The organism is Sulfurospirillum cavolei (assembly GCF_001548055.1).
Classification (GTDB): Bacteria; Campylobacterota; Campylobacteria; order Campylobacterales; family Sulfurospirillaceae; genus Sulfurospirillum.
This window is the reverse complement of record NZ_AP014724.1, coordinates 1,114,628-1,138,038: the sequence shown is the minus strand read 5'-3', so window position 1 is coordinate 1,138,038 and position 23,411 is coordinate 1,114,628. Positions and strand designations below refer to the sequence as shown.

The 23,411-nt window shown below is 44.5% G+C and carries 23 protein-coding genes; 7 read left to right on the top strand and 16 right to left on the bottom strand.

Going from position 1 to position 23,411, the window contains the following annotated elements; translation table 11 throughout:
* Positions 1–148: 148 nt before the first annotated feature.
* Positions 149–1,201: a tyrosine-type recombinase/integrase gene (locus UCH003_RS05745; RefSeq protein WP_060825770.1), complete on the top strand. Its 1,053-nt coding sequence runs from the start codon at positions 149–151 to the stop codon at positions 1,199–1,201.
* A 50-nt stretch (positions 1,202–1,251) separates the two neighbouring features.
* Here UCH003_RS05745 and UCH003_RS05740 read toward each other — a convergent pair whose 3' ends face one another.
* The 12 genes from UCH003_RS05740 to UCH003_RS05685 all read right to left on the bottom strand — a co-directional run bounded on the left by UCH003_RS05740 (position 1,252) and on the right by UCH003_RS05685 (position 11,666).
* Positions 1,252–1,902, bottom strand: coding sequence for a ferritin family protein (locus tag UCH003_RS05740; RefSeq protein ID WP_060825769.1), 651 nt, complete (start codon positions 1,900–1,902; stop codon positions 1,252–1,254).
* A gap of 128 nt (positions 1,903–2,030) precedes the next feature.
* Positions 2,031–2,297 carry a CBU_0592 family membrane protein gene (locus UCH003_RS05735; protein ID WP_231964817.1) on the bottom strand — a complete coding sequence of 89 codons (267 nt, stop codon included), beginning with the start codon at positions 2,295–2,297 and terminating at the stop codon, positions 2,031–2,033.
* Complete coding sequence (locus tag UCH003_RS05730; protein ID WP_060825768.1) at positions 2,298–2,891, bottom strand: hypothetical protein; 594 nt, start codon at positions 2,889–2,891, stop codon at positions 2,298–2,300.
* 140 nt (positions 2,892–3,031) lie between these two features.
* A complete protein-coding gene (locus UCH003_RS05725) occupies positions 3,032–4,840 on the bottom strand; it encodes a menaquinone biosynthesis decarboxylase (RefSeq protein ID WP_060825767.1) in 1,809 nt (602 codons plus the stop codon).
* A 9-nt stretch (positions 4,841–4,849) separates the two neighbouring features.
* Positions 4,850–5,794: a hydroxymethylbilane synthase gene (gene hemC / locus UCH003_RS05720; RefSeq protein ID WP_039672598.1), complete on the bottom strand. Its 945-nt coding sequence runs from the start codon at positions 5,792–5,794 to the stop codon at positions 4,850–4,852.
* Entirely contained in the window at positions 5,791–6,651 is an 861-nt protein-coding gene (locus UCH003_RS05715) for a DsbA family protein (protein WP_060825766.1), read from the bottom strand. Before UCH003_RS05715 ends, hemC begins: the two co-directional genes overlap by 4 nt.
* Complete coding sequence (locus tag UCH003_RS05710) at positions 6,602–7,027, bottom strand: FxsA family protein (RefSeq protein WP_039672600.1); 426 nt, start codon at positions 7,025–7,027, stop codon at positions 6,602–6,604. Before UCH003_RS05710 ends, UCH003_RS05715 begins: the two co-directional genes overlap by 50 nt.
* Complete coding sequence (locus UCH003_RS05705) at positions 7,024–8,727, bottom strand: proline--tRNA ligase (RefSeq protein WP_060825765.1); 1,704 nt, start codon at positions 8,725–8,727, stop codon at positions 7,024–7,026. The genes UCH003_RS05710 and UCH003_RS05705 overlap by 4 nt, the downstream gene beginning before the upstream one ends.
* The gene (gene hemA, locus UCH003_RS05700; RefSeq protein WP_060825764.1) at positions 8,724–10,028 is read right to left on the bottom strand and encodes a glutamyl-tRNA reductase; all 1,305 of its coding nucleotides are present in this window, start codon (positions 10,026–10,028) and stop codon (positions 8,724–8,726) included. The genes UCH003_RS05705 and hemA overlap by 4 nt, the downstream gene beginning before the upstream one ends.
* Positions 10,028–10,921, bottom strand: coding sequence for a polyprenyl synthetase family protein (locus tag UCH003_RS05695; protein ID WP_432416386.1), 894 nt, complete (start codon positions 10,919–10,921; stop codon positions 10,028–10,030). The genes hemA and UCH003_RS05695 overlap by 1 nt, the downstream gene beginning before the upstream one ends.
* Before the next feature lie 15 nt (positions 10,922–10,936).
* A complete protein-coding gene (locus UCH003_RS05690; protein WP_039672607.1) occupies positions 10,937–11,395 on the bottom strand; it encodes a hypothetical protein in 459 nt (152 codons plus the stop codon).
* The gene (locus UCH003_RS05685; protein WP_060825763.1) at positions 11,388–11,666 is read right to left on the bottom strand and encodes a DUF2018 family protein; all 279 of its coding nucleotides are present in this window, start codon (positions 11,664–11,666) and stop codon (positions 11,388–11,390) included. The genes UCH003_RS05690 and UCH003_RS05685 overlap by 8 nt, the downstream gene beginning before the upstream one ends.
* Before the next feature lie 472 nt (positions 11,667–12,138).
* Between UCH003_RS05685 and UCH003_RS05680 the strand changes: the two genes are divergently transcribed.
* From UCH003_RS05680 to UCH003_RS05655, 6 genes are all read left to right on the top strand, one after another.
* Positions 12,139–13,401 carry an O-acetylhomoserine aminocarboxypropyltransferase/cysteine synthase family protein gene (locus tag UCH003_RS05680; protein ID WP_060825762.1) on the top strand — a complete coding sequence of 421 codons (1,263 nt, stop codon included), beginning with the start codon at positions 12,139–12,141 and terminating at the stop codon, positions 13,399–13,401.
* Positions 13,402–13,410: 9 nt separating this feature from the next.
* A complete protein-coding gene (locus tag UCH003_RS05675; RefSeq protein WP_039672615.1) occupies positions 13,411–13,824 on the top strand; it encodes an Rrf2 family transcriptional regulator in 414 nt (137 codons plus the stop codon).
* A 13-nt stretch (positions 13,825–13,837) separates the two neighbouring features.
* A complete protein-coding gene (gene cysK, locus UCH003_RS05670) occupies positions 13,838–14,767 on the top strand; it encodes a cysteine synthase A (RefSeq protein ID WP_039672617.1) in 930 nt (309 codons plus the stop codon).
* Positions 14,768–14,862: 95 nt separating this feature from the next.
* Positions 14,863–15,660, top strand: a complete 798-nt coding sequence (locus UCH003_RS05665) for a GGDEF domain-containing protein (protein WP_060825761.1) — start codon at positions 14,863–14,865, stop codon at positions 15,658–15,660.
* Between the two features lie 59 nt (positions 15,661–15,719).
* Positions 15,720–18,350 carry a valine--tRNA ligase gene (locus UCH003_RS05660; RefSeq protein ID WP_060825760.1) on the top strand — a complete coding sequence of 877 codons (2,631 nt, stop codon included), beginning with the start codon at positions 15,720–15,722 and terminating at the stop codon, positions 18,348–18,350.
* A gap of 21 nt (positions 18,351–18,371) precedes the next feature.
* The gene (locus UCH003_RS05655) at positions 18,372–19,478 is read left to right on the top strand and encodes a TRAP transporter substrate-binding protein (protein WP_231964816.1); all 1,107 of its coding nucleotides are present in this window, start codon (positions 18,372–18,374) and stop codon (positions 19,476–19,478) included.
* 176 nt (positions 19,479–19,654) lie between these two features.
* Here the strand turns inward: UCH003_RS05655 and mog are convergent, their stop codons facing one another.
* From mog to UCH003_RS05635, 4 genes are all read right to left on the bottom strand, one after another.
* Complete coding sequence (mog, locus tag UCH003_RS05650; RefSeq protein WP_039672624.1) at positions 19,655–20,185, bottom strand: molybdopterin adenylyltransferase; 531 nt, start codon at positions 20,183–20,185, stop codon at positions 19,655–19,657.
* On the bottom strand, positions 20,172–21,125 hold the full coding sequence (locus UCH003_RS05645; protein ID WP_060825759.1) for a ketopantoate reductase family protein: 954 nt from the start codon (positions 21,123–21,125) through the stop codon (positions 20,172–20,174). Before UCH003_RS05645 ends, mog begins: the two co-directional genes overlap by 14 nt.
* Entirely contained in the window at positions 21,122–22,414 is a 1,293-nt protein-coding gene (gene hisD / locus UCH003_RS05640) for a histidinol dehydrogenase (protein WP_060826945.1), read from the bottom strand. Before hisD ends, UCH003_RS05645 begins: the two co-directional genes overlap by 4 nt.
* 120 nt (positions 22,415–22,534) lie before the next feature.
* A complete protein-coding gene (locus tag UCH003_RS05635) occupies positions 22,535–23,410 on the bottom strand; it encodes a 1-aminocyclopropane-1-carboxylate deaminase (protein ID WP_060825758.1) in 876 nt (291 codons plus the stop codon).
* Between the last annotated feature and the right edge of the window lies 1 nt (position 23,411).

Here is a 23,411-nt window from a genome sequence, read left to right as displayed (position 1 = left end):
ATTGAACGGCTATAGATGTGCCCTCTTAATATGTCGTATTTGTATTGGAAACTATAATTTCCAAACTAATTAATTTGAAGTTTTTATTCGAAATTTAAATGAAAAAACGTTAGTATAAGTCACTGACTTCAATAAAAGCGACGTATCGATGAAATACCCTTTGGACTGTGAAAACTCGTTTAACGACACTTATCTTTTTTGGCTTATACGATTCATCAGAAATAAGATTACGTCTCTTTCAAATCGGCATGTCAAAGATAAAGACCGACTGGCGTTGATTCTCCAAAAGCTTTCGAAAAATCTCTATTCACTTGAGATGTTAAAACCGCTTATCAAGGAAATTCGCAATATCGGTATCAACAGTATTCACGTCTATTTTATTCCTCTTGAAAAATTATCGCTCTTTTTAAACACTTACGGAGCTTCCTCAATGCGAGAGATAGACGAAGAGTTATTAAGTGACTTTTTAGCATCCGAAACGGCTAATCTATCGGATGCGACTAAAAAAAACTATCGCATTGCACTCATCTCCTTTTTCGGATTTATCGATAAACAAAATGCAGACGAAACCGGTAATGCCTTTCGATACGGGATCGAGCTCAAAAATTGGGGCGGGCTGGGAGGTAAAAGCGGTACGAAACTCCCCTCTTTTATGAATCAGGAAGAAGCTCAACGCTTTATTGAAGGTATCGATACTTATCCTTTTGATGTCACATCAGCCGCACGAAACCGCTTGATTATCAAAGTAATTTTGTATACGGGCATCAGGGTCAGCGAAGCCCTTCATATTCTTATTAAAGATTTTGTCAAAGACGGAAACGCTTACGTCATTCAAGTGAGAGGAAAAGGTAACAAACCTAGAGTCGTCATGATCAAAGAAACGATTATTCAAGAAGATTTACGGCTGTGGCTAGCCTCCAAAACATGTGATAACGGCCTCTTATTTTGCAACCACAAAGGTAAGGTATTAACCCAAGCATACGTCAGTCGACTTGTTGAGAAAATTCTTTTACATGTCGGTATTCGTAAAAATAAAAACGGAGCGCATATGTTACGACATACCTTTGCGACGTTGCTTTATCAAAAAAGTAAAGATTTGATTTTAGTACAAGAATCGCTCGGACATGCAGACATTAATACGTCAAGAATTTATACACATTTTGACAAAGACCGTCTCACGAAAACAACGGATATTTTTTAGAAAATAGCCGCGTGAATATAAATGCGGCTATTTTTTTCAATAAGTGCTTTTTAGAGTCCTAAACATTGGCGTTTAAAATACTCTTTACCGACTTTACAAAGCGGGCAGGCGTTAGGTGCGCGTTTACCTCGATGAATGTGACCGCATACTTCGCATACCCAAATCTCATCTTCCTCATCGCTAAAGAAACCGTCTTCTCTCATCGCATCTTGTAAGGCTTTATATTCGCGTTCGTGTTCGACTTCGACTTTGCCGATAGCGTTAAAAAGACGTGCAAGCTCTTTATGCCCCTCTTCTTCCGCAATCTTCGCAAAATTCGGATACATTGTCGTGTGCTCGTAGTTTTCGCCCGCCATTGCACTATCCAAGTTTTTAAGCGTGAGTTCCGTTTCCGCACCGTCTACGAGTTTATGATACGCTTTAAATTCTGCGCGTGCATGCCATTTTTCATTCTCTGCCGCTTCTCTAAAGTGACGTGCAACCGCATGCCAGCCCTCTTCTTGTGCGATGTCCGCAAAAAGATCGTACTTATTTCTCGCTTGCGATTCACCGGCAAAGGCTTTCATTAGATTGACAGCCGTAAGATCTTCGGTAATACAGCTCATTTCTTGACCGCAACAGGTCAACTTTCCGCCTCCGACATTTTGCACTTCAACCTCATTACCGCATTTGCTACATTTATACGTTTCGTACTGTCTCATTGTTTCTCCTTTTGGGTTTTGATGATAGTATCTTAGAGCAATTCAACTTATAAAGAAATAAATATCATATAATAAAATTTATTATTTAAAGGATATTTTATGTATTATTATATGTAAAATATAGCTTTTTAGCACTTTTTGTACCCATTCGAAAGATTTTTAACGATGCCGTATACGGTAATAACGATCCAAAAAATTTCAATCAGAAACGATCCTAAATTAAAATGAACGTATAACGAGACGATGAGTGCAAGTGCTCCCGTTAAATTTAAAAGCTGATATACCAAAGAATGCACGTCGCATTTACCGATTTGCAGCAAAAAATAGGCAAGAACAATACAGAGCATTCCTCCAAATCCAAGCCATTGAAACAGATCCATCTCGATATGCGCCATTTACAATATCCCTTTATTTTTAAAAAATGTTTCGATGCTTTTAAGCGAAAACGCCTTATCGTACGTAAAGAGCTCTTGCCATGTTTTACCCTCTAAACATGCTTTCGTGTCGATGCGGTACTTGCTTTTTGCCGCATGAACAAATTCTATCGCCGCACTCAAAAGTACGGCATATTGCGCCGCCGTTAGGTGTTTTAAGAGGTCAAACAAACGGTAATAATTAACCATCTTTTTACTTGATTCCTCGCCCATACGTAGCGACCAGATTCGTCCGGCAAATTCGTGCTGATATTCAACGCCGTTTCGCACTTCAAGCGCAAAAGCACGAAAGCCTCGCATGAGGTCGTCTTTGGGAATATAAGCGTCGATAGTGTAAAAAAAGAGATAAACGCAAAGCAAGAAGAGTTCTTCCGGACACGGAGCATATTTTTTAAGCTCGGCACACGTCTCTTTTTCAACGCAAAGTTGCATCCGAAGATACGCCAAATGTTTCACACGCCAATTTTCTTTTTCTTCTGCCCTCTTCTGCCACTCGATTAAGGTAGGTCGAGGAATTGAAAAACGCTCTACTAAAGGCTTATAAGAGATTTGCATCGTAAAATCCTTAGTCGAAATACATCATTTTATAATTTTATTTAAAATATTTCAATACTGAAGGCAAAAACGCAACCGTGAAGCAAAAAGATGTATATCATTACTTTATTTTATAAAATAATGATATACGGTTTATTAAATCAAATCTGAAAATGTTTCAAAAAAATCGGGTCGTTTTTGACAAGACCTTGTTCAATCAGGCGTTGGATCGTTGTCGGATCGCACGTCGTATCTTCCGGCCACTCTCTGGTATAGTCGTCTAATTCCGTTTTGGTCGTCGCGTCAATTCCGATCAATTCGTTCTCAATAAAAATATCGCGCAACGCATCGATATTATTAACCGTGCGCCAAATTAACATGTAAGGATTATCGACACCGTTGGAAGCATCATCAACGATGACAAAAAGCTTGATATGATCTCTAAAAGCTTTGAGTGCTTCAAAAACATCCCGTGCATTTCGTTTTTTCGCAATCGCTAAAACACATATCGGTGTCTTCGTATGGATTTTGTACTGTTTTAAAGCTTTGACTTCGGGAACAAGCGTGGTTACTTTAAGCCATAATTCTTGATCGCTCAGTAACGTTTTTACGCCAGCTTCCACCGCTTCGCCCGTCGCATCGACCCCAAGTTTTCCGCCGAAAAGCGCATTGGGCGAAGCATGATCTAAGGCATCGCAAACGCCTTCGCTGATCAACAATCGTTTGGCACACACGCGATTTAAAATATAATCGCTGATTTGCTCATAATCATTTAAATTCGGTGCTTTTTCGTCGACAAAAAGCGCATGCTTGACAAAGCTCATCTGCCCTACGCCCCAAAACGCATGCATAAACTGTTTGGCATGCCCCGGATAAAGTACATTCATTTTGGCTAAGATCAGATTATGAAAGACGCCGTTTTCAGGCATATTGTAGTCGATCAAATCAGGAGCGGTGGTTTTTAAGAGCGGTAAAAAGATACGCTCGGTCGCCCAACCCATGTATTTGTCCTCCAAAGGAGGCTTACCCACTACGGTAGCTTGATAGATCGGTTTTTCTTTACATGTAATGCAACTCACGTCCATCACGGGATACGGCTCTTTAAGCGTGTAATAGCCCGTATGGTCACCAAACGGCCCTTCGATTTCCATCACGCCGGGATCAACCCAGCCCTCGATCACAATGTCCGTATCTTCGGGTATATAAATCGGATTGGTCAACGATTTAACCAAACGCGCATTTTGATCTTTGATGAAGCCGTAGAGTAAGAGTTCAAACATACCGATCGGCATCGGCGCTTGACCGCACCAAATATACAAAGGATCGCCGCCGATAGCAACGGAGACAGGCATTTTTTGCCCTGCTTTTTTGTACTCGTGGAAAAAATGAGCACTGTCTTTATGAATCTGCCAGTGCATTCCCAAACGATTTTTACTATAGACTTGCAGGCGGTACATGCCTAAGTTTTGTTTCGTACCGTCCAAACTTTGCGTATAGACCTGTCCCATCGTGATAAACGGTCCGCCGTCTTGCGGCCATGTCGTTAATATCGGTAAATCGTAAAGATCGGGTTCTTGGTAGATTTTTGTTTGACATGTACCTTTTTTGGAAAGGCGTTTTGGAAGTGCGTTTTTAAGGTTGAAAAGCGTTCCAAGCATGCCGAGTTTATCCATAAACGATGAGGGCGGTTTCATATGCATCAACGATTCGATTTGCTTGGCAACCGCGTCGGGATGTTTTCCGAAAATGAGTTCGGTCGCCCTCTTCGAGCCAAAAACATTCATCAACACCGGCATATCAAAGGTTTTTCCCAAACGCTTACTGACGGGTTTGGTGAACAACAGTGCCTTTGAATCCTCTTTTTTCACTTCAATGTACGCTAAATGAGGAATTTCAAGGTCAATATCAAGTTCATCGTCGATGACACGTAGCAAATCGTTTTGGCGGAGCAGTGCAATCACGCGTTCCATACGTTTTCCTTAAAAGACTTCGTTGAGTGCCATTGCTTCGGCACGCTCTAAAAGTGCTTTCGCTCCACGCTCTAGCACGCTTTGCGCCAACGCTTTGCCGACGTTTGCATACTCGGCACGTGTCGAGGTGATCGATTCGCTCATCATCTCAGAACCGTCGGGCATTCCTAAAATCGCTTTGACATGTAAGTTTTCGCCTTCAATTTCGGCATTGACTCCGATGGGTACTTGGCAACCGCCTTCCAAAATCGTTACAAAATCGCGTTCTACGCGCGTTTCAATGATCGCATTTTGATCGTTCAAGACCGATACCAAACGTTCAACTTCAGGATCATCGACGATTTCGATACCCAAAGCAGCTTGTCCGGAAGCAGGAATCATCACGTCTTTGGAAATAGGAACAAAATGAGCCACTTCATGTGCCAATCCCAAACGGTTAATGCCGGCACTCGCTAAAATAATCGCGTCAAATTCGCCCTCTTTGAGCTTACGAATGCGTGTATTGACATTGCCGCGAAGGTTTTTGATCACAAAATCGGGGCGAAGTTTGAGCAATTGCATTCGACGTCTTAAACTCGTCGTTCCTACAACCGCACCGTGAGGTAAGGTCTCCAAGGAGGCGTATTTTTCGGAAAGCATCGCATCGCGCACGTCTTCGCGCTTAGTGATAACGCCCAGTTTTAAGCCCTTTGGAAACTCCATCGGAACGTCTTTAAGGCTGTGCACGGCAATGTGCGCTTCGCCTCGAAGCATCGCTTCTTCCAACTCTTTCGTAAAGAGTCCCTTACCGCCGATTTTGGCTAAGGGCGTATCTAAAATTTTGTCGCCTTTGGTCATCATAACGGAGAGTTCGACTTCTAAGCTAGGATGTGCTTTTTCCAGTTCCGCTTTCACGTGTTCGGATTGCCAAAGGGCGAGTTTACTGCCGCGGGTTGCAATGATTAGTTTTTTCATTTGGACTCTTTCATAAACGTTTTATACACTTTTTTCGTATCGTCTTTTTTTCCGTCAATATAAATCGTCGGCGTAGCGTTAACCATCATCGTTTGAGCGAAAGCAAGATCGTCGTTCAAACGCTTGAGAATAGACGCTTGGTTGATCTCTTGGAGCGTGAAGCGTTTGTCGAATGTTTTATTGAAAATATCTAAAATCTTTTGTTCGTCTTTTTCTTGAATATCCAAATACGCCTTATAGACTTTTTGCGTGATCGCTTTATCGCCCTTCTCCTCGGCTAAGAGTATCGCTTTCACCAACGTAGGAGACGCCGGATGAATCGAAAGCGGGAAGTGATAGTAAAAAAGTGCAAACGTTTCAGGATTTTTTTGAACATCTTCAATCACTTCGGGTACGAAATCCATGCAAAACGGGCATAAAGGATCGCTAAAGATGACCAACTTATGCGGTGCGTCGAAATTGCCTACAAGAAGATGCTCTTTATCATAGGCTTTTGCGTCCATATCGAGTGAAAAACGACTTTTAATGCTTCGTTTACTTCCCAACGCCGTAAAATCTTTGCTAAACAACACGCCGTCGGAGAAAACAACGTCGCTAAGCGATACGGTCTTACTGCCGTCTTTAAGCTTCAAATCGAGACGCACGAAATAAGCCGTCCATCCGGCGATCTCTTTGAGCGGTTCTTTTTTGACGATCGTCGCTTTTTCAAGCGTATAGTTTTCGTTATTACTCACGGCTTGTTCTAAAAAAGCGAGTACCTTTTGATCGGAGGATTCTTTCTTTTCCGCCGCCGCAAAGAGAGAAAGGTTACTTAAGAGTGCGAGAATCGTCAATAACTTCAACATCGATAATTTCATCGTGATTTCCTTTGCTAAAATGGCGAGGCGTCGTTTTTTCCTCGCCGACATGTAAAAGTTTGGAGACAATCAGCGTCATCATAGAGCTAAACTGAAGTAAAAGTCCTACGATATCGCCTAAAAAACCGGGTAAAATCAATAAAATCGCGCCGACGATCGTCCAAAGGTTCAAACGTTGAAACGACGACAGGCTAATCTCTCCTTGCATCAAAGCGTTCATATTCTGCATCAACGTCACGCGCATATTGGCGAGAATGATTAACCCGACCAAGGCGGAAAAAACCATCTCGACAAACGTCGCTACCGCGCCGATCCACGAGGTCATATTGACCGTTACGACCACTTCCAAGAACAGATAGATTAAAAAATATTTCACGCGAGAAGCTCTTTGAGCGCGGCATAAGCGTCTTCTTTTTTGACGACGGTTTTGTCCAATGTTTTGCGCTCGACGATCTCGACGAAACCTTCTTCCAGCTCTTTACCGACAATCAAGGCATACGGAAAACCGATCAATTCGAAATCTTTCATTTTAAAGCCGAAACGTTCGTTACGATCGTCCCATAAAACGTTCACGCCTTCATCTTGAAATTTCGTATACATGGCTTCGGCAAATGCGTTTTGTGTCTCGTCTTTGCTATTGGAAACAATAATATCTAAGACGTAAGGTGCGGTTTGTTTGTTCCAAATACATCCTTTATCGTCATGGCTGGCTTCAATCATCACGGCAACCAATCGGCTTACGCCGATACCGTAGCAGCCCATATAAAACGGTTGTGCTTTACCGTTTTTATCCAAGAACGTTGCACCCATCGCTTTAGCGTATTTTTGTCCGAGCTGGAAAATATGCCCGACTTCAATTCCTTTGGTCACGTGAAGTACACCGCCGCAGCACGCGCATCGATCGTCGGCATGAACGGAGACCAAATCTTTATAACGCTCTTCTTTAAAATTAAACATCGAAACGCCGACGAAGTGGTAATCGACTTCGTTTGCTCCGCAGATCAGATTTTTTGCTTCTTTGAGTTCGAAATCGATGTAAAAACGGACGTTTTCCAAACCGATCGGTCCGATAAAGCCGGCGTATAAACCCGCTTTTTCAACCTCTTCCAAACTTGCGTCGACCAAATCCAAAGCACCGCACGCATTTTGCGCTTTCGTCTCTTGAAGTTCGTCGTTACCGCGAACGAAAAAGACGACCACTTCTTCTTTGTCGACATAGATTGCTTTTTTTACGACGGCTTTAATACTGTAAAACGGATCGACTTTGAAAAAATCGCTGACATCGTCAATCGTCTTCATATCGGGTGTTTTAAACTTTCCAAAGTTGGCTTCGGGTGCTTGAGCGTTCGTCGTTTTAGGTGCCCGTTTTGCCGCTTCGACGTTGGCGGCGTACGCACAACTTTGACATACGACGATGTCGTCTTCGCCGTTTTGCGCCAGCACCATAAACTCTTTGCTGCCGCTTCCGCCGATGGCGCCGCTATCGGCTTCGACCGCTCGAAAATCAAGCCCCAAACGCGTAAAAATTTTAGTATACGTTTTTTCCATCACGTCGAACTCTTGTTTCATACACGCTTCGTCTTCGTGGAAACTGTAACCGTCTTTCATCGTAAATTCGCGCCCGCGAAGCAAGCCAAAACGAGGTCTGGCTTCGTCGCGAAATTTCGTCGTGATTTGATACAAATGAAGCGGAAGCTGTTTGTAGCTGTTAATGCGGTTGCGAACGATGTCTACGACCACTTCTTCGTGTGTCGGTCCTAAAACGAACTCGTTGTCTTTGCGATCTTTAAAACGGCATAACTCTTTACCGAAAACATCGTAACGCCCGCTTTGTTTCCAGAGTTCCGCAGGCGTTACCACGTCCATTTGGATCTCTTGCGCTCCGGTTTTGTCCATCTCTTCTTTGACGACGTTTTTAATCTTATCAAAGACGATTTTTCCCATCGGTAGGAAGTTATACAGTCCGCTTCCGACTTGCGAGATAAAACCGCCGCGCACCAAGTACTGATGGCTAGGAAGTGTCGCATCTTTAGGCGCATCTTTGGTCGTCGGTGCATAGAGTTTGGAAAATTTCATTTCAGTACTCCCATTTGGTATTCACATTTATAAAGATTGAGTTGTTTGGTTTGGTCTTCGTTAATATCAAAAATATATTGAACCGCTTGTACGATCGTATCGGCTTCGGGTTTTTCGGCGACGTCTTTAAGATTTTTCGTTGCGGAGTGTAAAAAAGAGTTAAAAGCGTGGTGCAAGACTTTTGAGACTTGATCTTGTAACTCTTCGGGAATATACCCTTTTTTGACTGCCCGATCCAACTCTTGCATCGAACAGGTTTTGGCATGATCTCGAATCTCTTTAATAATCGGATCGACGCACATGCTCTGTAACCATTTAAAAAAGTCCATAGTAGCGCGCCCGACGATACTGTAGGCGACTTTTGCCTGTTCTTCTCGAAGCGACATGTTACGGTTGACGATCTCTTCCAAATCGTCGACGGCAAAAACATGCAAATGGGCATGCTCGTTAACGTCGATGTCGCGAGGAACGGCAATATCGAACCAATAACGCGAGAAATCCCTCTCTTCGACCATATCGTCGGTAATCACGCTATGCGGCGCACCCGTCGCCGAAAAAACCAAACGGTAGCGATTGATAAACTCCGTCAGTTTCGCGTACGGTGCTACGGTGGCAAGCTCGCCCAATTCGTTCGCCAACTCTTGCGCACGCTCGATGTTACGGTTGATAATAATTAAATTGACCCCGCTTGCGATCAAGTGTTTTGCCGCTAATTGGCTCATCTCCCCCGCACCGACGATCAATGCGGTGAGTCCGCCTAAATTACCGAGCAAATCTTTGGCTTTACTGACCGCAACGCTCGAAACGGAAACGGGACTTTTGGAGATGTCGGTACGACTGCGAACTTCCGCCGCGCAACGAAACGCATGATGCATCGCGCGACCGAGTTTTTGAGCGCAAAAGTTGTGTTCAAACGCATATTTAAATGCGTCTTTAAGTTGTCCAGCGATTTGGGTTTCGCCGATAACCAAGCTGTCTAAAGAGGAGCTGACGGTGAAAAGATGATGAATCGCACCGTTGTCCTCATACACGTCGGCTCTTCCTTCCAAATCTTCTCGTGCGATACCCGATACGTGCGAGAGCAGATCAAAGGTATCGCTTAAAGCGGAAGAGACGTCCGAGACGCTGGCGATGATCTCGACGCGGTTACATGTCGAAAGTAAGATGACCTCGTTCACCGCGGCGCACGCTTTCAAAGCCGTCATAAAATGAACGCTTTTTTCTTCGGAGTTAAACGCCAATTTTTCCCGAACTTTAATATCGGTATTTTTATGGGTAAAACTAACTGTCATATAATGCATTAAAATTTCCTCTCTATCATCTCTCGCATAATCGCGCCGAGTCCTACGTCTTCTTCGTTTGAAATCACATGTAAGGCTTCGTATCCAAGCTTTTTCGCAAACGAAAGGGCATCTTCAAGTCCTTGCGTTTCAGCCATCTTTTGTTTAATCCACGCACTTTGCGTTTCGTCCAAAGGCTTCGCAAACAGTGAAAGCAAAACGGAACGATCTTTTGCGTCTAATTTTCGGTACGTATACAAATAAGGCAACGTCGTCTTACCCTCTTTAAAATCGTTCAAAGAAGGCTTTCCGAGCGTCTCGCTCGATTGGGTAATATCTAAAATATCGTCGATAATCTGAAACGCCAACCCCAAGTTTCTTCCGTAAAGAGCGTAAATATCGGGATTTTTACCGGCAAGCATCGCCGCAGAAGCGGCAGATGCTTCAATTAAAGAAGCGGTTTTTTTATAAATCATATCCATATAGCGTTCTTCATCCGCATTGAACGCATCGGCAAGTTCGACGTCCAAAAGCTCGCCCACGGAAAGAAGCGAAACGGCGTTAGAGATCGTAAAAGCAATTTTTTGAGGTAAAAACGTCAGTGCGCTAAATCCCTTAGAATAAAGAATATCACCGAGCATAATCGCGGTTTTATTGCCAAAAAGCGCGTTCAAGGAAGCTTCTCCGCGTCTGGTAAACGCATCGTCGATAACGTCGTCGTGCAGTAAACTCGCGGCGTGAATCAACTCGACGATCGCCGCCAAACGAATAGACTCTTCGCTTGCGCCCGCAATTTTTAAAATCAACTTCGCGCGTAATCGCTTACCTTTTGGAACTTGATGAAACAGTTCAACACTTCTCGCATCTTTTAAAGAGGCGACCATTTCCAGCATCGCATTTTCGACTTTTTCCAGCACGCTTTTCCTACCCTACTCTGTTTTTTTCGGTTTAAACTCTACTTCTATTCTATTGGCTTCATCGGCAATCGAAACATCGATATACGCCGTTTTTCCGGTTTGATTGAAATCGTAAAATTGTATTCTAGCATACGTTTGAGACGTTATCGGATTCACCCCGACAGGCAATAAAGGAACGACGATGTTTTGCAACGGATACTTTTTTTCTAAAATATATTGCGTCGGATAGCCTCGATAGTTGACTAAAAGCGTCAACATATCGTTGGTAAAAAGCGTCCAACGGAGCCGAAGCAAATATTCATTGTTCGGGTTGTCGGCCGTCGGCTTTTTCGTGACCTCTTTATGATTGATAAACACCAACCCCTGCTCGTCTTTTTTCAAAATAAAGCGATGCTCGTACTTGTAAATTTCGGCATCGGCGATGGAAATAACCAGCGCGACGACACCAAACAAAAAGGCTATTTTACTCATTTTGAGTTAATATTTCCCCAACGGCGGCGATAAAAAAGTCGTTATTGCGATTTAAAATCGCATCGGGTTCTTCGACAAGCACGTTTTTAATCGCACGGTACGCCTCTTCTTCGCCTAACATCTTTTCCAATAAAAGCTCCATAGCACTGAAACGATCGATCGTTTCTAAAAGCTTTTGCTCGACCAAGGTCTTGTTGGCGTGAAAAACAATATCGAAAAATTTACTTTTTGCGGAGCCTACTAAAAAATCGTCTTCGTCTTCATATAACATCGCTGCTTCCTCAAATCGTTAAACGTTCTCTTCGATTATAGCTTTTCTCTTCTGAAAAAGGGCTTCTGCCATACAAGCTTTTTGGCAACGTTTCGACTAACACAGCGTTAGTTTACCCCATTCTTTCGCCATTAATTTACAGTGCAACAAAAGCCTATAAATAGCTATTTACATAAAATAATATGTATAATAATCTGTATAAAATATCCCGTTAGTTCGTTGCTTAAAAATAATCGTTGCGTATTATTACGGCTCAAATCTTTCCTGACATGTAACCTGTTTTCATTCATGCCCTGCCCTCCTCTTTGAGAATCTTTTGCATCTTTTTCTATTAATGTATCCGACACAAAGACGCATGTTTTCTCTTTCGGTCGAGAAGAAAAATTAAATCTCTAGTTTTTTTATAAAGATACTTGACAATAGTTAAAAATTTGTCTATACTGTCATCAGCAAAACTCAAAAAGGATTGAACATGCATCAAGAAACACTTGCTCTTCACTACGGTTACGATAAACAAGCGTTCGGTACGATGTCGGTTCCCGTCTATCAAACGACGGCGTACGATTTCGGTTCTGCCGAAACGGCCGCCGATCGTTTCGCCCTGAGAGAACTCGGACCTATTTATACAAGGCTTAACAATCCGACTACCGACGTATTGGAAGCACGTATTGCAGCTTTGGAAAGCGGTGAAGCGGCTATCGCGACCGCCAGCGGACAAGCCGCCATTTTTTACGCTATCGCCAATTTAGCCGAAGCCGGCGACAATATCATCGTGGCCAAAAAAATTTATGGCGGAGCGACGACGCTTCTCACCCATACGCTTAAACGCTTCGGCATTCACGCAAAAGTCTTTGAAAGTGATCATGCCGATGATTTGGAAGCGTTAATCGACGATAGGACCAAAGCGATCTTTTTTGAATCGCTTTCCAATCCGCAAATCGCCGTCCCGAATATCGAAAAAATCGTCTCAATCGCTCAAAAATACGCCGTTGTGAGCATCTGCGACAATACCGTCGCGACACCGATTTTATTTCAACCGCTCTTAAACGGCATCGACGTTAGCGTTCACAGCGCGAGCAAGTACATTAACGGACAAGGCAGTGCTATCGGCGGTTTAATCGTTGAAGCCAAAGGCTTAAATGCCAAGCTGATCGGCAATCCGCGTTATGCGCATTTTAACGAACCCGACGAGAGCTATCACGGCTTAGTGTATGCGACCTTGCCTTTCCCGATCTTTTCACTCAGGATTCGCTTGTCGCTCATTCGCGATATCGGAGCAACGTTAGCGCCGTATAACGCTTGGTTGTTGATTCAAGGATTAGAGACCTTGGCGTTACGCATGAAAGAGCACTCTTCCAATGCACACAAAGTCGCGGCATTTTTAAAAGCGCATCCCAAAGTCAAAAACGTTTCGTATCCGGGATTGCAAAGCGATCCTTTACATGTAAGAGCCCAACGGTATTTTAAAAACGCACAAACATCGGGTTTGCTGAGTTTTGAAGTCGAAGGATTGGAGTTTGCCAAACACATTCTCAACACGACCAAACTCTTTAGCGTCGTCGTCAACATCGGCGATTCCAAGTCGATCATCACGCATCCGGCTAGTACGACACACCAACAACTTTCAAAAGAGGAGTTGGATAAAGCGGGCGTTAAAGAAGGTTTAATTCGTCTAAGCATCGGACTTGAAAACGTCGACGACTTAATCGAAGACTTGAAAATTGCATTAGGATAAGGAGCTTACATGTCATTACTCTCAACCAAAGGAATGTACGGGCTCAATGCGATGTACCAACTCTTTTTAGCCAAAAGCGAAAAGCCGATGCAAATCAAAGAGATTTCGCATCGGGCGCATATCCCGCAGAACTATTTGGAACAACTGTTAATCTTATTACGTCAAGCCGGTTTAGTTACGAGCGTCCGAGGAGCCTATGGAGGCTATTTATTGGCTAAAAACGCGCAAGATATTTTGATCAAAGATATTTTAATCGCGTTAGAAGGAAAAATCACGGTGGTCGATAGCGAAATCAAAGATCCCGTATTGCAACTCTTTTATGAAGAAAGCAATGCTAAAATTCAAGAGATTTTCACGATTCCGTTATCCGATTTTTCGATTTACATCGAGCGTTTCAACGCTCAACTCAACTATTCTATTTAAGAAAGGAATTCACATGTACGCACAAAACGTCACCGAACTCATCGGCAATACGCCTTTGGTGAAGCTCAATACGGCTTCTAACGCCTCCGAGGCCCTCGTTTTAGGCAAATGCGAATTTTTAAACCCTTCGCATTCGGTCAAAGACCGCATCGGCTTCAATATGATTAAAACGGCACTCGATAAAGGTCTTATCGACCGCAATAGCGTTATTATCGAGCCTACCAGCGGCAATACCGGTATCGGTTTGGCAACCGTGTGCGCAAGCCTCGGACTCAAACTGATGCTGACGATGCCAAGTTCCATGAGCTTAGAGCGACGTAAACTCTTAGCGGCTTTAGGCGCGGAACTCGTACTGACAGAACCAACGCTCGGTATGCGCGGCGCGGTGGAAAAAGCGACGGAACTTTCCAAAGAGATTCCAAACGCTTTCGTACCGCAACAATTTGCCAACGAAGCCAATCCGGCCGCACATTATGCCACCACCGCGGAAGAAATTTGGAGAGATACCGACGGTAAAGTCGATATTCTCATTGCCGCCGTAGGAACGGGCGGTACGCTTACGGGAACGGGAAAACGCCTCAAAGAGTTAAATCCCGATATTCAAATTATCGCCGTCGAACCGGACACTTCTCCCGTACTTTCCGGCGAAAATCCAGGACCGCACAAAATTCAAGGTATCGGTGCTGGATTTGTTCCCGCCGTTTTGGATACGAAGTTGTACCAAGAGGTCGTTAAAGTCAGTTACGATAATGCTATCGAGACTTCGCGAAACCTTGCGAAGCGCGAAGGATTGTTAGTAGGCATTTCCGCCGGAGCAAACGTCTACGTCGCTTCGCAAATAGCCGCACGTCCGGAAAATAAAGGCAAAACGATCGTCACGATTTTATGCGATACGGGCGAGCGTTATTTAAGTTCGGGTTTGTATGAGTATAAAGAGTCGTAACCCGACTCTTTTACGTTTCAATTTTCAAAAAAACAGAATGCTTTTACGCATTTTATGCTACTATCTCGTATCGACGTAAAGGGGCGTGCGTACGAATGAAACACCTACCGAAAACCATGCTTAAAAGACCGCTTCTTTTAGGCGCGATGACATTTATCATCAACCTTTTTATGAGTACCGTACCCGTTTTATTGCTCCATCAACAACATGTTGAACACTACTTAGCCCTCTCTTTTGTCAACGAGACCTACATTTCCGATTGGTTGAGCATGCAACAAACCATCGTTTATCATACGCTCATTTATGCATTCGTCTTTACCGTCATCATCTCGAGCTTGGTCACGCTCTTGGCATATTTTTTGAACAAATCGTACGTCGAAGTGGAAAACCTCTCCCACTTCGACGGATTGACGGGCTTGTATAATCGCTTGATGTTCGTTACCGTCGTCCATCAAGAGATCCAAAAGATCAAACGCTCGGCACAAGCACTTTTTCTGATTATTTTGGACATCGACGATTTTAAACCGATTAACGATACCTACGGTCACCTCATCGGCGATGAAGCGATCAAAACAACGGCGCATACGCTTAAGCGTTTACTGCGTTCGTGCGATACGATCGGACGTTTCGGAGGCGACGAGTTTGTTTTGTGTATCGTCGACAACGATAAAAATGCGGCTTCGACGGTCGTCAATCGCATTTTAGAGGAGTTCAACCACAAAACGATTCCGGTCTCGCGCAATAACGAAGCCCAAGAGCTCCAAATCAACCTCAGTATCGGCTATACCGCTTATAAAGACGAAGATACGTTCAACACGATGCTTCAACGTGCCGATCAAGCCCTTTACATCTCTAAAGCCGCCGGCAAAAACACCGCTACGTTCCTTGCTTAAACCAAGTCTTACCGCTCTTTTTGTATAATCCAACCAAAAAAAGCAAGGTAACGAACCCCATGAGTGAAAAAAGCACCGTCTATAACCCCAAAGAGATTGAAGAACGTTATTATAAAATTTGGGAGAGCAGAGGCTACTTTGAAATAGAAGGCAACAAAGCCATTCAAGAAAAAGGCAAAAACTTCTCGATCATGATGCCGCCTCCCAACGTCACGGGAAGCTTGCACATCGGGCATGCTTTAACATTCACGCTCCAAGACGTTATCACACGTTATAAACGTATGGACGGTTACAAAACTCTTTGGCAACCGGGTATGGACCACGCGGGCATTGCGACGCAAAACGTCGTCGAAAAACAACTTTTAGCGCAAGGTATCAAAAAAGAAGAACTCGGGCGCGAAAAATTTTTAGAAAAAGTGTGGGAATGGAAAGCCTACAGCGGCGGTCAAATCTTTCATCAAATGCGAAAGCTCGGAGCCTCTCCGGCGTGGAGCAGGGAACGCTTTACGATGGACGACGGGCTTAAAAAAGCCGTTCGAAAAGCATTTGTCAAATGGTACGAAGAGGGGCTGATCGTCCGCGGCAATTATATGGTCAACTGGTGTACGCACGACGGCGCACTCAGCGATATCGAAGTCGAGTACGAAACGCACAAAGGCAAACTGTACCATCTCAAATATTTTCTTCAAAATTCACACGAATACCTCATCGTCGCTACGACGCGTCCTGAGACCTATTTCGGAGACACGGCGGTCATGGTTCATCCGGAAGACGAACGTTACAAACACCTTGTCGGGCGAAAAGTCGTTTTACCGCTCATCGGAAGAGAAATCAGTATTATCGCCGACGAACACGTCGATATGAGCTTTGGTACCGGATGCGTGAAAGTTACGCCGGCCCATGACGTTAACGACTATGAAGTCGGAAAACGCCATGGATTGGAATTTATCACGATTTTCGACGAAGCGGGTATGCTCAACGATTATTGCGGCGCATTTCAAGGCATGGAACGCTTAAATGCACGCGAACATGTCGTCGCGAAGCTGCAAGAAGAAGGCTTTGTCGAGAAAATCGAAGATTACGAAAACCAAGTCGGTCACTGTTACCGTTGTAAAAACGTCGTTGAACCGTACATCTCTAAACAATGGTTTGTTAAAAAAGAGATTGCGCAAGGTGCGATCGAAAAAGTCAACCGCCACTTAACGGAATTTTACCCGAGCCACTGGATCAATTCGTACAATGCGTGGATGAAAGAGTTACGCGATTGGTGTATTTCAAGACAGCTTTGGTGGGGACATCAAATTCCCGTTTTCTACTGCGATGCCTGCGGACACGAATGGGCAAGTGAAAATGAAAGCGAGCATGAATGTCCTACATGTAAGAGTACCCAAATCCATCAAGACCCCGACGTTTTAGATACGTGGTTCAGCTCGGGGCTTTGGCCTTTTTCAACGTTAGGCTGGGGAAACGGCGATGTTTTCAAAGAAGAAAAATGGTCGCAAAGCGATTTAAGCGATTTTTACCCTAACAGCCTTTTAATTACGGGATTTGATATTCTCTTCTTTTGGGTTGCGCGTATGATGTTTTCAGGCGAACATACGTTCCAAGAGCTTCCGTTTAAAGACGTCTATTTGCATGCATTGGTAAAAGACGAACACGGGCAAAAAATGAGCAAAAGTAAAGGCAACGTTATCGACCCGCTCGACAGTATCGAAGCCTTTAGCGCGGACACGCTACGTTTTACGCTTGCCATTTTGGCGGTTCAAGGGCGCGATATAAAACTCAGTACGGAAAAATTGGAACAGATGCGTAATTTTACCAACAAACTCTACAACGCGTCTCGTTTCTTGCTGATGAACGCCTCCTCCTTTGAAGACCTCGAAAATATTGAGATTCGAACGGCTTTGGGTGCTTATATGAAAAGCCGTTTAAGTGCGGCAACCGAAGAGGTACGCGGCTATTTTAGCGATTATCGTTTTAACGATGCGGCAACGACTTTGTACCGCTTTTTATGGGGCGAATTTTGCGATTGGGGTATTGAGCTCAGCAAAGCGGATAAACCGGCAATCTTAGAACTCGGTGCTATTTTTAAAGAAGCGATGAAACTCTTGCACCCTTTTATGCCGTTTATCTCCGAATTTCTTTACCAAGAACTTTCCGACACGACCTTGGAAGCAAACGAATCGATTATGATTAAACGCTATCCGCACGATTTAAAACGCAACGAGAAAATCGAAGAAACGTTTGAAATCGTTATCGAAGCGATTGTTGCGATTCGTCGCGCCAAAGCAAATATCGATCTTGCCAATAAGAAAATCGAACATGCTTATCTTAAAGTAACCGATCATTCAACCCTTCAAGAAGCGATGAAATACATCTGTTTGTTGGCTAAAGTTGAGCATATCGACTTTACGGAAACGAAAATCGCCAATGCCGTTACCGACGTTAGCGATCACGTCGAGGTTTTCATCCCCCTTACGGGCGTTGATTTAACCCCTATCATCGAGCGTCTTAACCATCAAAAAATCAAACTCGAAAAAGAGATCGCAAAACTAAGCGGTATGCTTTCCAACGAGCGATTCGTCGCCAATGCTCCTCAAGAGGTCATTGCCGAAAATCAAAAAGGATTGGAAGACGCCCAAAATAAAATGGCAAAAATAGAGAGTGAACTCCGCTCTTTAAGCCTTTAAATCGGTATAAGGAAAAACACCATGCGCTTAAAACTATTCACGCTTCTTACCGCATCGCTCATGCTCTTCAGCGGATGCGGCGAAAATACAAAAGAGGACAAAAGTAAAGAGGTCAAAACAAGCTCAACACCCGAAAAAACCTACACGCTAACATTGGCAAGCACGTGGGCGGAGCAAGTTCCTTTTTTAGGTCCGGCACCGCTCACGCTAGCGCAAACCGTTGAGAAAATGTCTAACGGCCGCTTGAAAATTAAAGTCGATTCCCCCAATAAGCACAAAGCCCCTTTTGGCGTTATGGATATGGTCAAAGAGGGACAATACGACCTTGCGTATACCGCTTCGTACTACTACAAAGGGAAAGATTATAAATTGGTTTTCTTTACGACCGTACCGTTTGGAATGCTTTTAAGCGAACAATACGCATGGTACAACTACGGCGGCGGTAAAGAGTTAGCGGCAAAAGTTTACGGTGAACACGGACTGATTTCCTATCCTATGGGTTCAACCGGCATGCAAATGGGCGGCTGGTTTAAAAAAGAGATTAAATCCCTAGACGACCTCAAAGGTCTCAAGTTTAGAATTCCCGGACAAGGCGGCGAAGTTATGGCAAAACTCGGCGTCAATGCCGTTAATACGCCTCCGGGCGAACTTTACACGTCTTTAGAGCGCAACACGATCGATGCGGTAGAGTGGATTAGTCCCGTTTTTGACTTTGCGATGGGCTTTCATAAATTGGCAAATTACTATTATACCGGTTGGCAAGAACCGGCAAGCGAGATTCAACTCCTTGCCAATAAAAAGAAAATCGACGCCCTCCCCGCCGACTTACGTGCTATCTTAGAATCGGCTATCAAATCGGTCGGTTCCCAACTTATGGATCAAGCAACCCATGCCAATGCCGAAGCATGGGCCAATATTGCGAAAGAGTATCCTAACGTCAAAGTACAACAATTTCCGGCGGACGTAATGGCGGCTTTGAAAAAAGCGGCACGCGAGATTGAAGACGAACAAGCGGCAAAAGATCCGGTTTTTAAAGAAATTTTAGAGTCGCAACGCGCTTATTTGGCTAAAGTACGTCCTTGGACGCTGATGGGCGAATACGGCTATCTTAAACAACTCGAACAATAGACTTCTTGCAAAACGTATTTTGCAAGAAGAAGCACTAAAGGTGCGTGGGCTTTGCGCCAAAGAAAACGCAGCGTTAACGCAGTCTTTAGAGCTTTGCTTTAAAGACGTGTCAAGAGTTCGGCAAGAACTCTTCGCATACCTAAAAGTAGCAAGGGCGTCTTGCCCTTACTTAACATTTACGCTTTAGGGCGAAACGGTTTGATGATTTCCTCATGACATGTCAAAAACGGTCCTTCTAAAAGATCGATGCAATAAGGTACGGCCGGAAAAACCGCATCCAAACACTCTCGAATCGATTTGGGTTTACCGGGAAGATTGATAATAAGGCTTTTTCCTCGAATTCCCGCCGTTTGACGCGATAAAATTGCCGTCGGTACGTATTTAAGGCTGACTTGACGCATCAATTCTCCAAAACCGGGCATCATTTTTTCACATACCGCTTCGGTTGCTTCGGGCGTTACGTCTCTAAGTGCCGGTCCCGTACCTCCGGTCGTTACGATCAAACAGCATCCCTCTTCGTCTGCCATCTGCTTCAACGACGCTTCGATCAACGCTTGTTCGTCGGGAATAACGCGATACGCACTTTTCCACGGAGAACTTAAATACTCATTGAGGGTAGCGATAATCGCCTGCCCTGAGAGGTCTTCGTAAACACCGGCGCTGGCGCGATCCGATACGGTTAAAATTCCGATTTTAATCTCTGTCATGGTTTCGTTTCTCCGTCTTAAATTCTAAAAGCGTCGCAATCGTTTTCGTATACGCCGCGTCCTCACCGATTTGATGAAGGGCGCGAATCACGATACCGCAAATCTCATCGATTTCCAACGCACGATGATGTTCCCAATCGACCAACATCGAAGGTTTGATCGAGTCGAAATGCGAAATCAGTTCAAACATCGCATCGACGTCTTCTTGAGAAATCTTGACATGTAAGCTTCGTGCTGCACGTGCCGTCTCCTGCATTAAGCCGTAGACCAAGGCAGAGAGTTTGGTATCGTCGAACAAAACGCCCGTTTTAACTTCCAAAAGAGCACACAACGCATTTACTCCGTTGTTAATGATCAGCTTTTTCCATAACTCTTGACGAATATCGTACGTCGTATGCGTCGGGATACCCGCTTCGTTAAACGATTGTGCAAGTGTTTCCAAGAATAACTCATTTTCCGTCGTCGAGAACAACGTACCCACGATCGTTTCGGCCTCACCGACCGCTTCGATGCGTCCCGGGGCGATTACATGTGCGCCTATTTTGCGCGTCAACGCGCCGATAACGTACTCTTCCGCGAAGTAATCGCATAAAATCGCTTCATTTTCGACACCGTTTTGCAATGAAACGATATAAGGAATTTTCACGTTTCCACGTAAGCGTTTTGCCAAAAAAATCGCAACTTCCCGCGTCGCCATCGACTTTGTCGCAAGTAAAATCGCATCGTACTCAAGCACGTCGATAGAGAATAACGCCTCCATGTCCACGGCGTGAACGGGCATCGAACACGTCAAATCGGGGTGAAATAGGTGCAAACCTTCCGTACGCAACGCTTCCAAATGTGCGCCGCGCGCCACCAATAAAACTTCATGACCCGCTCGCAAGAGCTTTGCGGCAAAATAACTTCCGACTCCGCCCGCGCCTAAAACAATAAACTTCATGCTTTTAATCGAACCTTAACGCTCGCTTCGTGTGCTCCAAGTCCTTCGGTCTTAGCAAGCAGTGCACATGCTTCGCCGATCTCGTCGATGCCTTGTTTGCTCATACTAATGATCGAAGAGCGTTTCAAAAAGTGATCGACGCTCAAAGGCGAATAAAATTTTGCGGTTCCTCCTGTAGGAAGCGTATGATTAGGACCTGCGATATAATCTCCGATCGGTTCTGGCGTATACGCTCCCATAAAAATGGCACCCGCGTGACGAATTTTCGGCAAAAGATCAAACGGGTGAGACGTGACGATTTCCAGATGTTCCGGCGCGATTTGATTCATTAAAGCCACCGCTTCGTCCATATCGCGCGTGAGAATAATCGCGCCTCGCTCTTGAATCGACACCTCCGCAATCGCTTTTCGTTGCAAGGTTGGAAGCCACGTGTCAATCTCTTTGCGCGTTTTTTCCGCAATCTCGGACGAAGGCGTAATCAAAATAGAACTTGCCATTTCATCGTGTTCGGCTTGTGAGAGCAAATCGATCGCCAAATGGTTCGCATTTGCGCTCTCATCGGCTAAAACGCCGATTTCGCTTGGACCTGCGATCATATCGATATTGACCTCGCCGAATACCATTTTCTTAGCCGTTGCGACAAAAATATTGCCAGGTCCCGTAATCACGTCGACTTTCGGAATACTTTGCGTGCCGTACGCCATCGCGCCGATGGCACTTGCTCCACCGACTTTGTACGCTTTTTCGATACGACACACGTGCATCGCCGCCAATAATAAAGGATTAAGCTCGTTATCGGGAGCCGGCGTACAAACAACGATCTCTTTGACGCCTGCGACGATTGCGGGAATGGCGTTCATCAGTAAACTGCTCGGATATGCCGCTTTACCGCCGGGAATATAAAGTCCCGCACGATCCATCGGCGTGACCTTTTGCCCGAGCACCGTTCCGTTGTCTTCAAAATCAAGCCATGATTTAGGCATTAATTTCTCATGATAGGTATAAATGCGTCGATACGCAAGCTCCAGTGCTTGTTTGAGGGGTGCATCCAACGTATCGTACGCCGCCTTCATCGTCTCAGGCGTTACGCATAAAGCCGCGTCGTTTTCAACATGCCATCGGTCGAACTTCTCGATATGTCGCTTGAGTGCATCGTTTCCTTCGGCTTTGATTTCGTTCAAAATACCTCCGACGATTTTTGAAACGTTTTCCATATCCATATGTCCGCGGCGTAAAAGTGCATCAAAATGCGTTTGAAAGTCTTTCTGCTCGGTTTTTAAAAGTAGCATCGTTTTTTCCTCGTTAAAATTCATCAATCAACTGTGTTCAATCAGCCCTAAGCATCGCAACGGCACGTCACAATAAATGTTGGTGCACTATGCTTTTGAAAACGGCTTATAAGAGCTCTATTATAACATAATTGCTTTGCGCGCGTAGCGTTGAAGCATCGACGTATTGCCCAAAAGCCCGCCTTGGTGCAAATAAATCGGCGTTCCTTTCAGCATCAAAAGATGCTCTATCAGAACTTTCCAGCCCAAAGGGTCGTACACCAAATCAAACGTGACACCCGTTTCCGCCTGTACGTTTTTCCAAACCTCGAAAAGCTCGCGGTAAAGTTTGCCGTAACGGTATTTTCGATGCGTTTCCAAAATCGTCGGATAGACATGTACGTTTGTCTCAATGGATTCCCATTGGCGCCTCAAATACGCGCTATCGCCTACCGTAGCACAGGTATAAACCTTGAAAGGCAAGTGTTTTTGCAAAAAAAGTGCCGTCGTTCCCGTACCTGAAGGTAAAAAAAGGTAGGGATTCTCGATATGTTCGCGCGCGACGTCGCACACCAATTCTTGTGCCAAAAGTGCCACGCCCTCTTCCGCCTCTTTTTGCCTTCCGCCCTCCTTGACATGTAAGGTATGCGAATCCAAGAAAGCCTCTAGTGCGGTTTCGCGCGAGGACGACTCGAAAATACGCATACCGTTTTCAAGGGCTTTAGCGTAATTGCCGATGGGATTTTGTTTGAGAAATGACGGAATATGGTCGCAAACGTAAATAAATTCCCATCCTCTTTTTTTTGCCAAAACGGAGAGCGAATACATCGCATTGGATTGATTGGAACCGGAGCTGACGACACGTCGAATATGCGGAAAATCCCGCACTAAAAAAGCGTAAAATTTACGCGCTTTGTTGCCGGAAAAATCGACGTCTAAAAGGTCGTCGCGTTTAAAATAGATGCGGCGGTTTTGAAAAAATTTTTCTTCAAATAAAGAGGGTTGAAAAGAGACCATC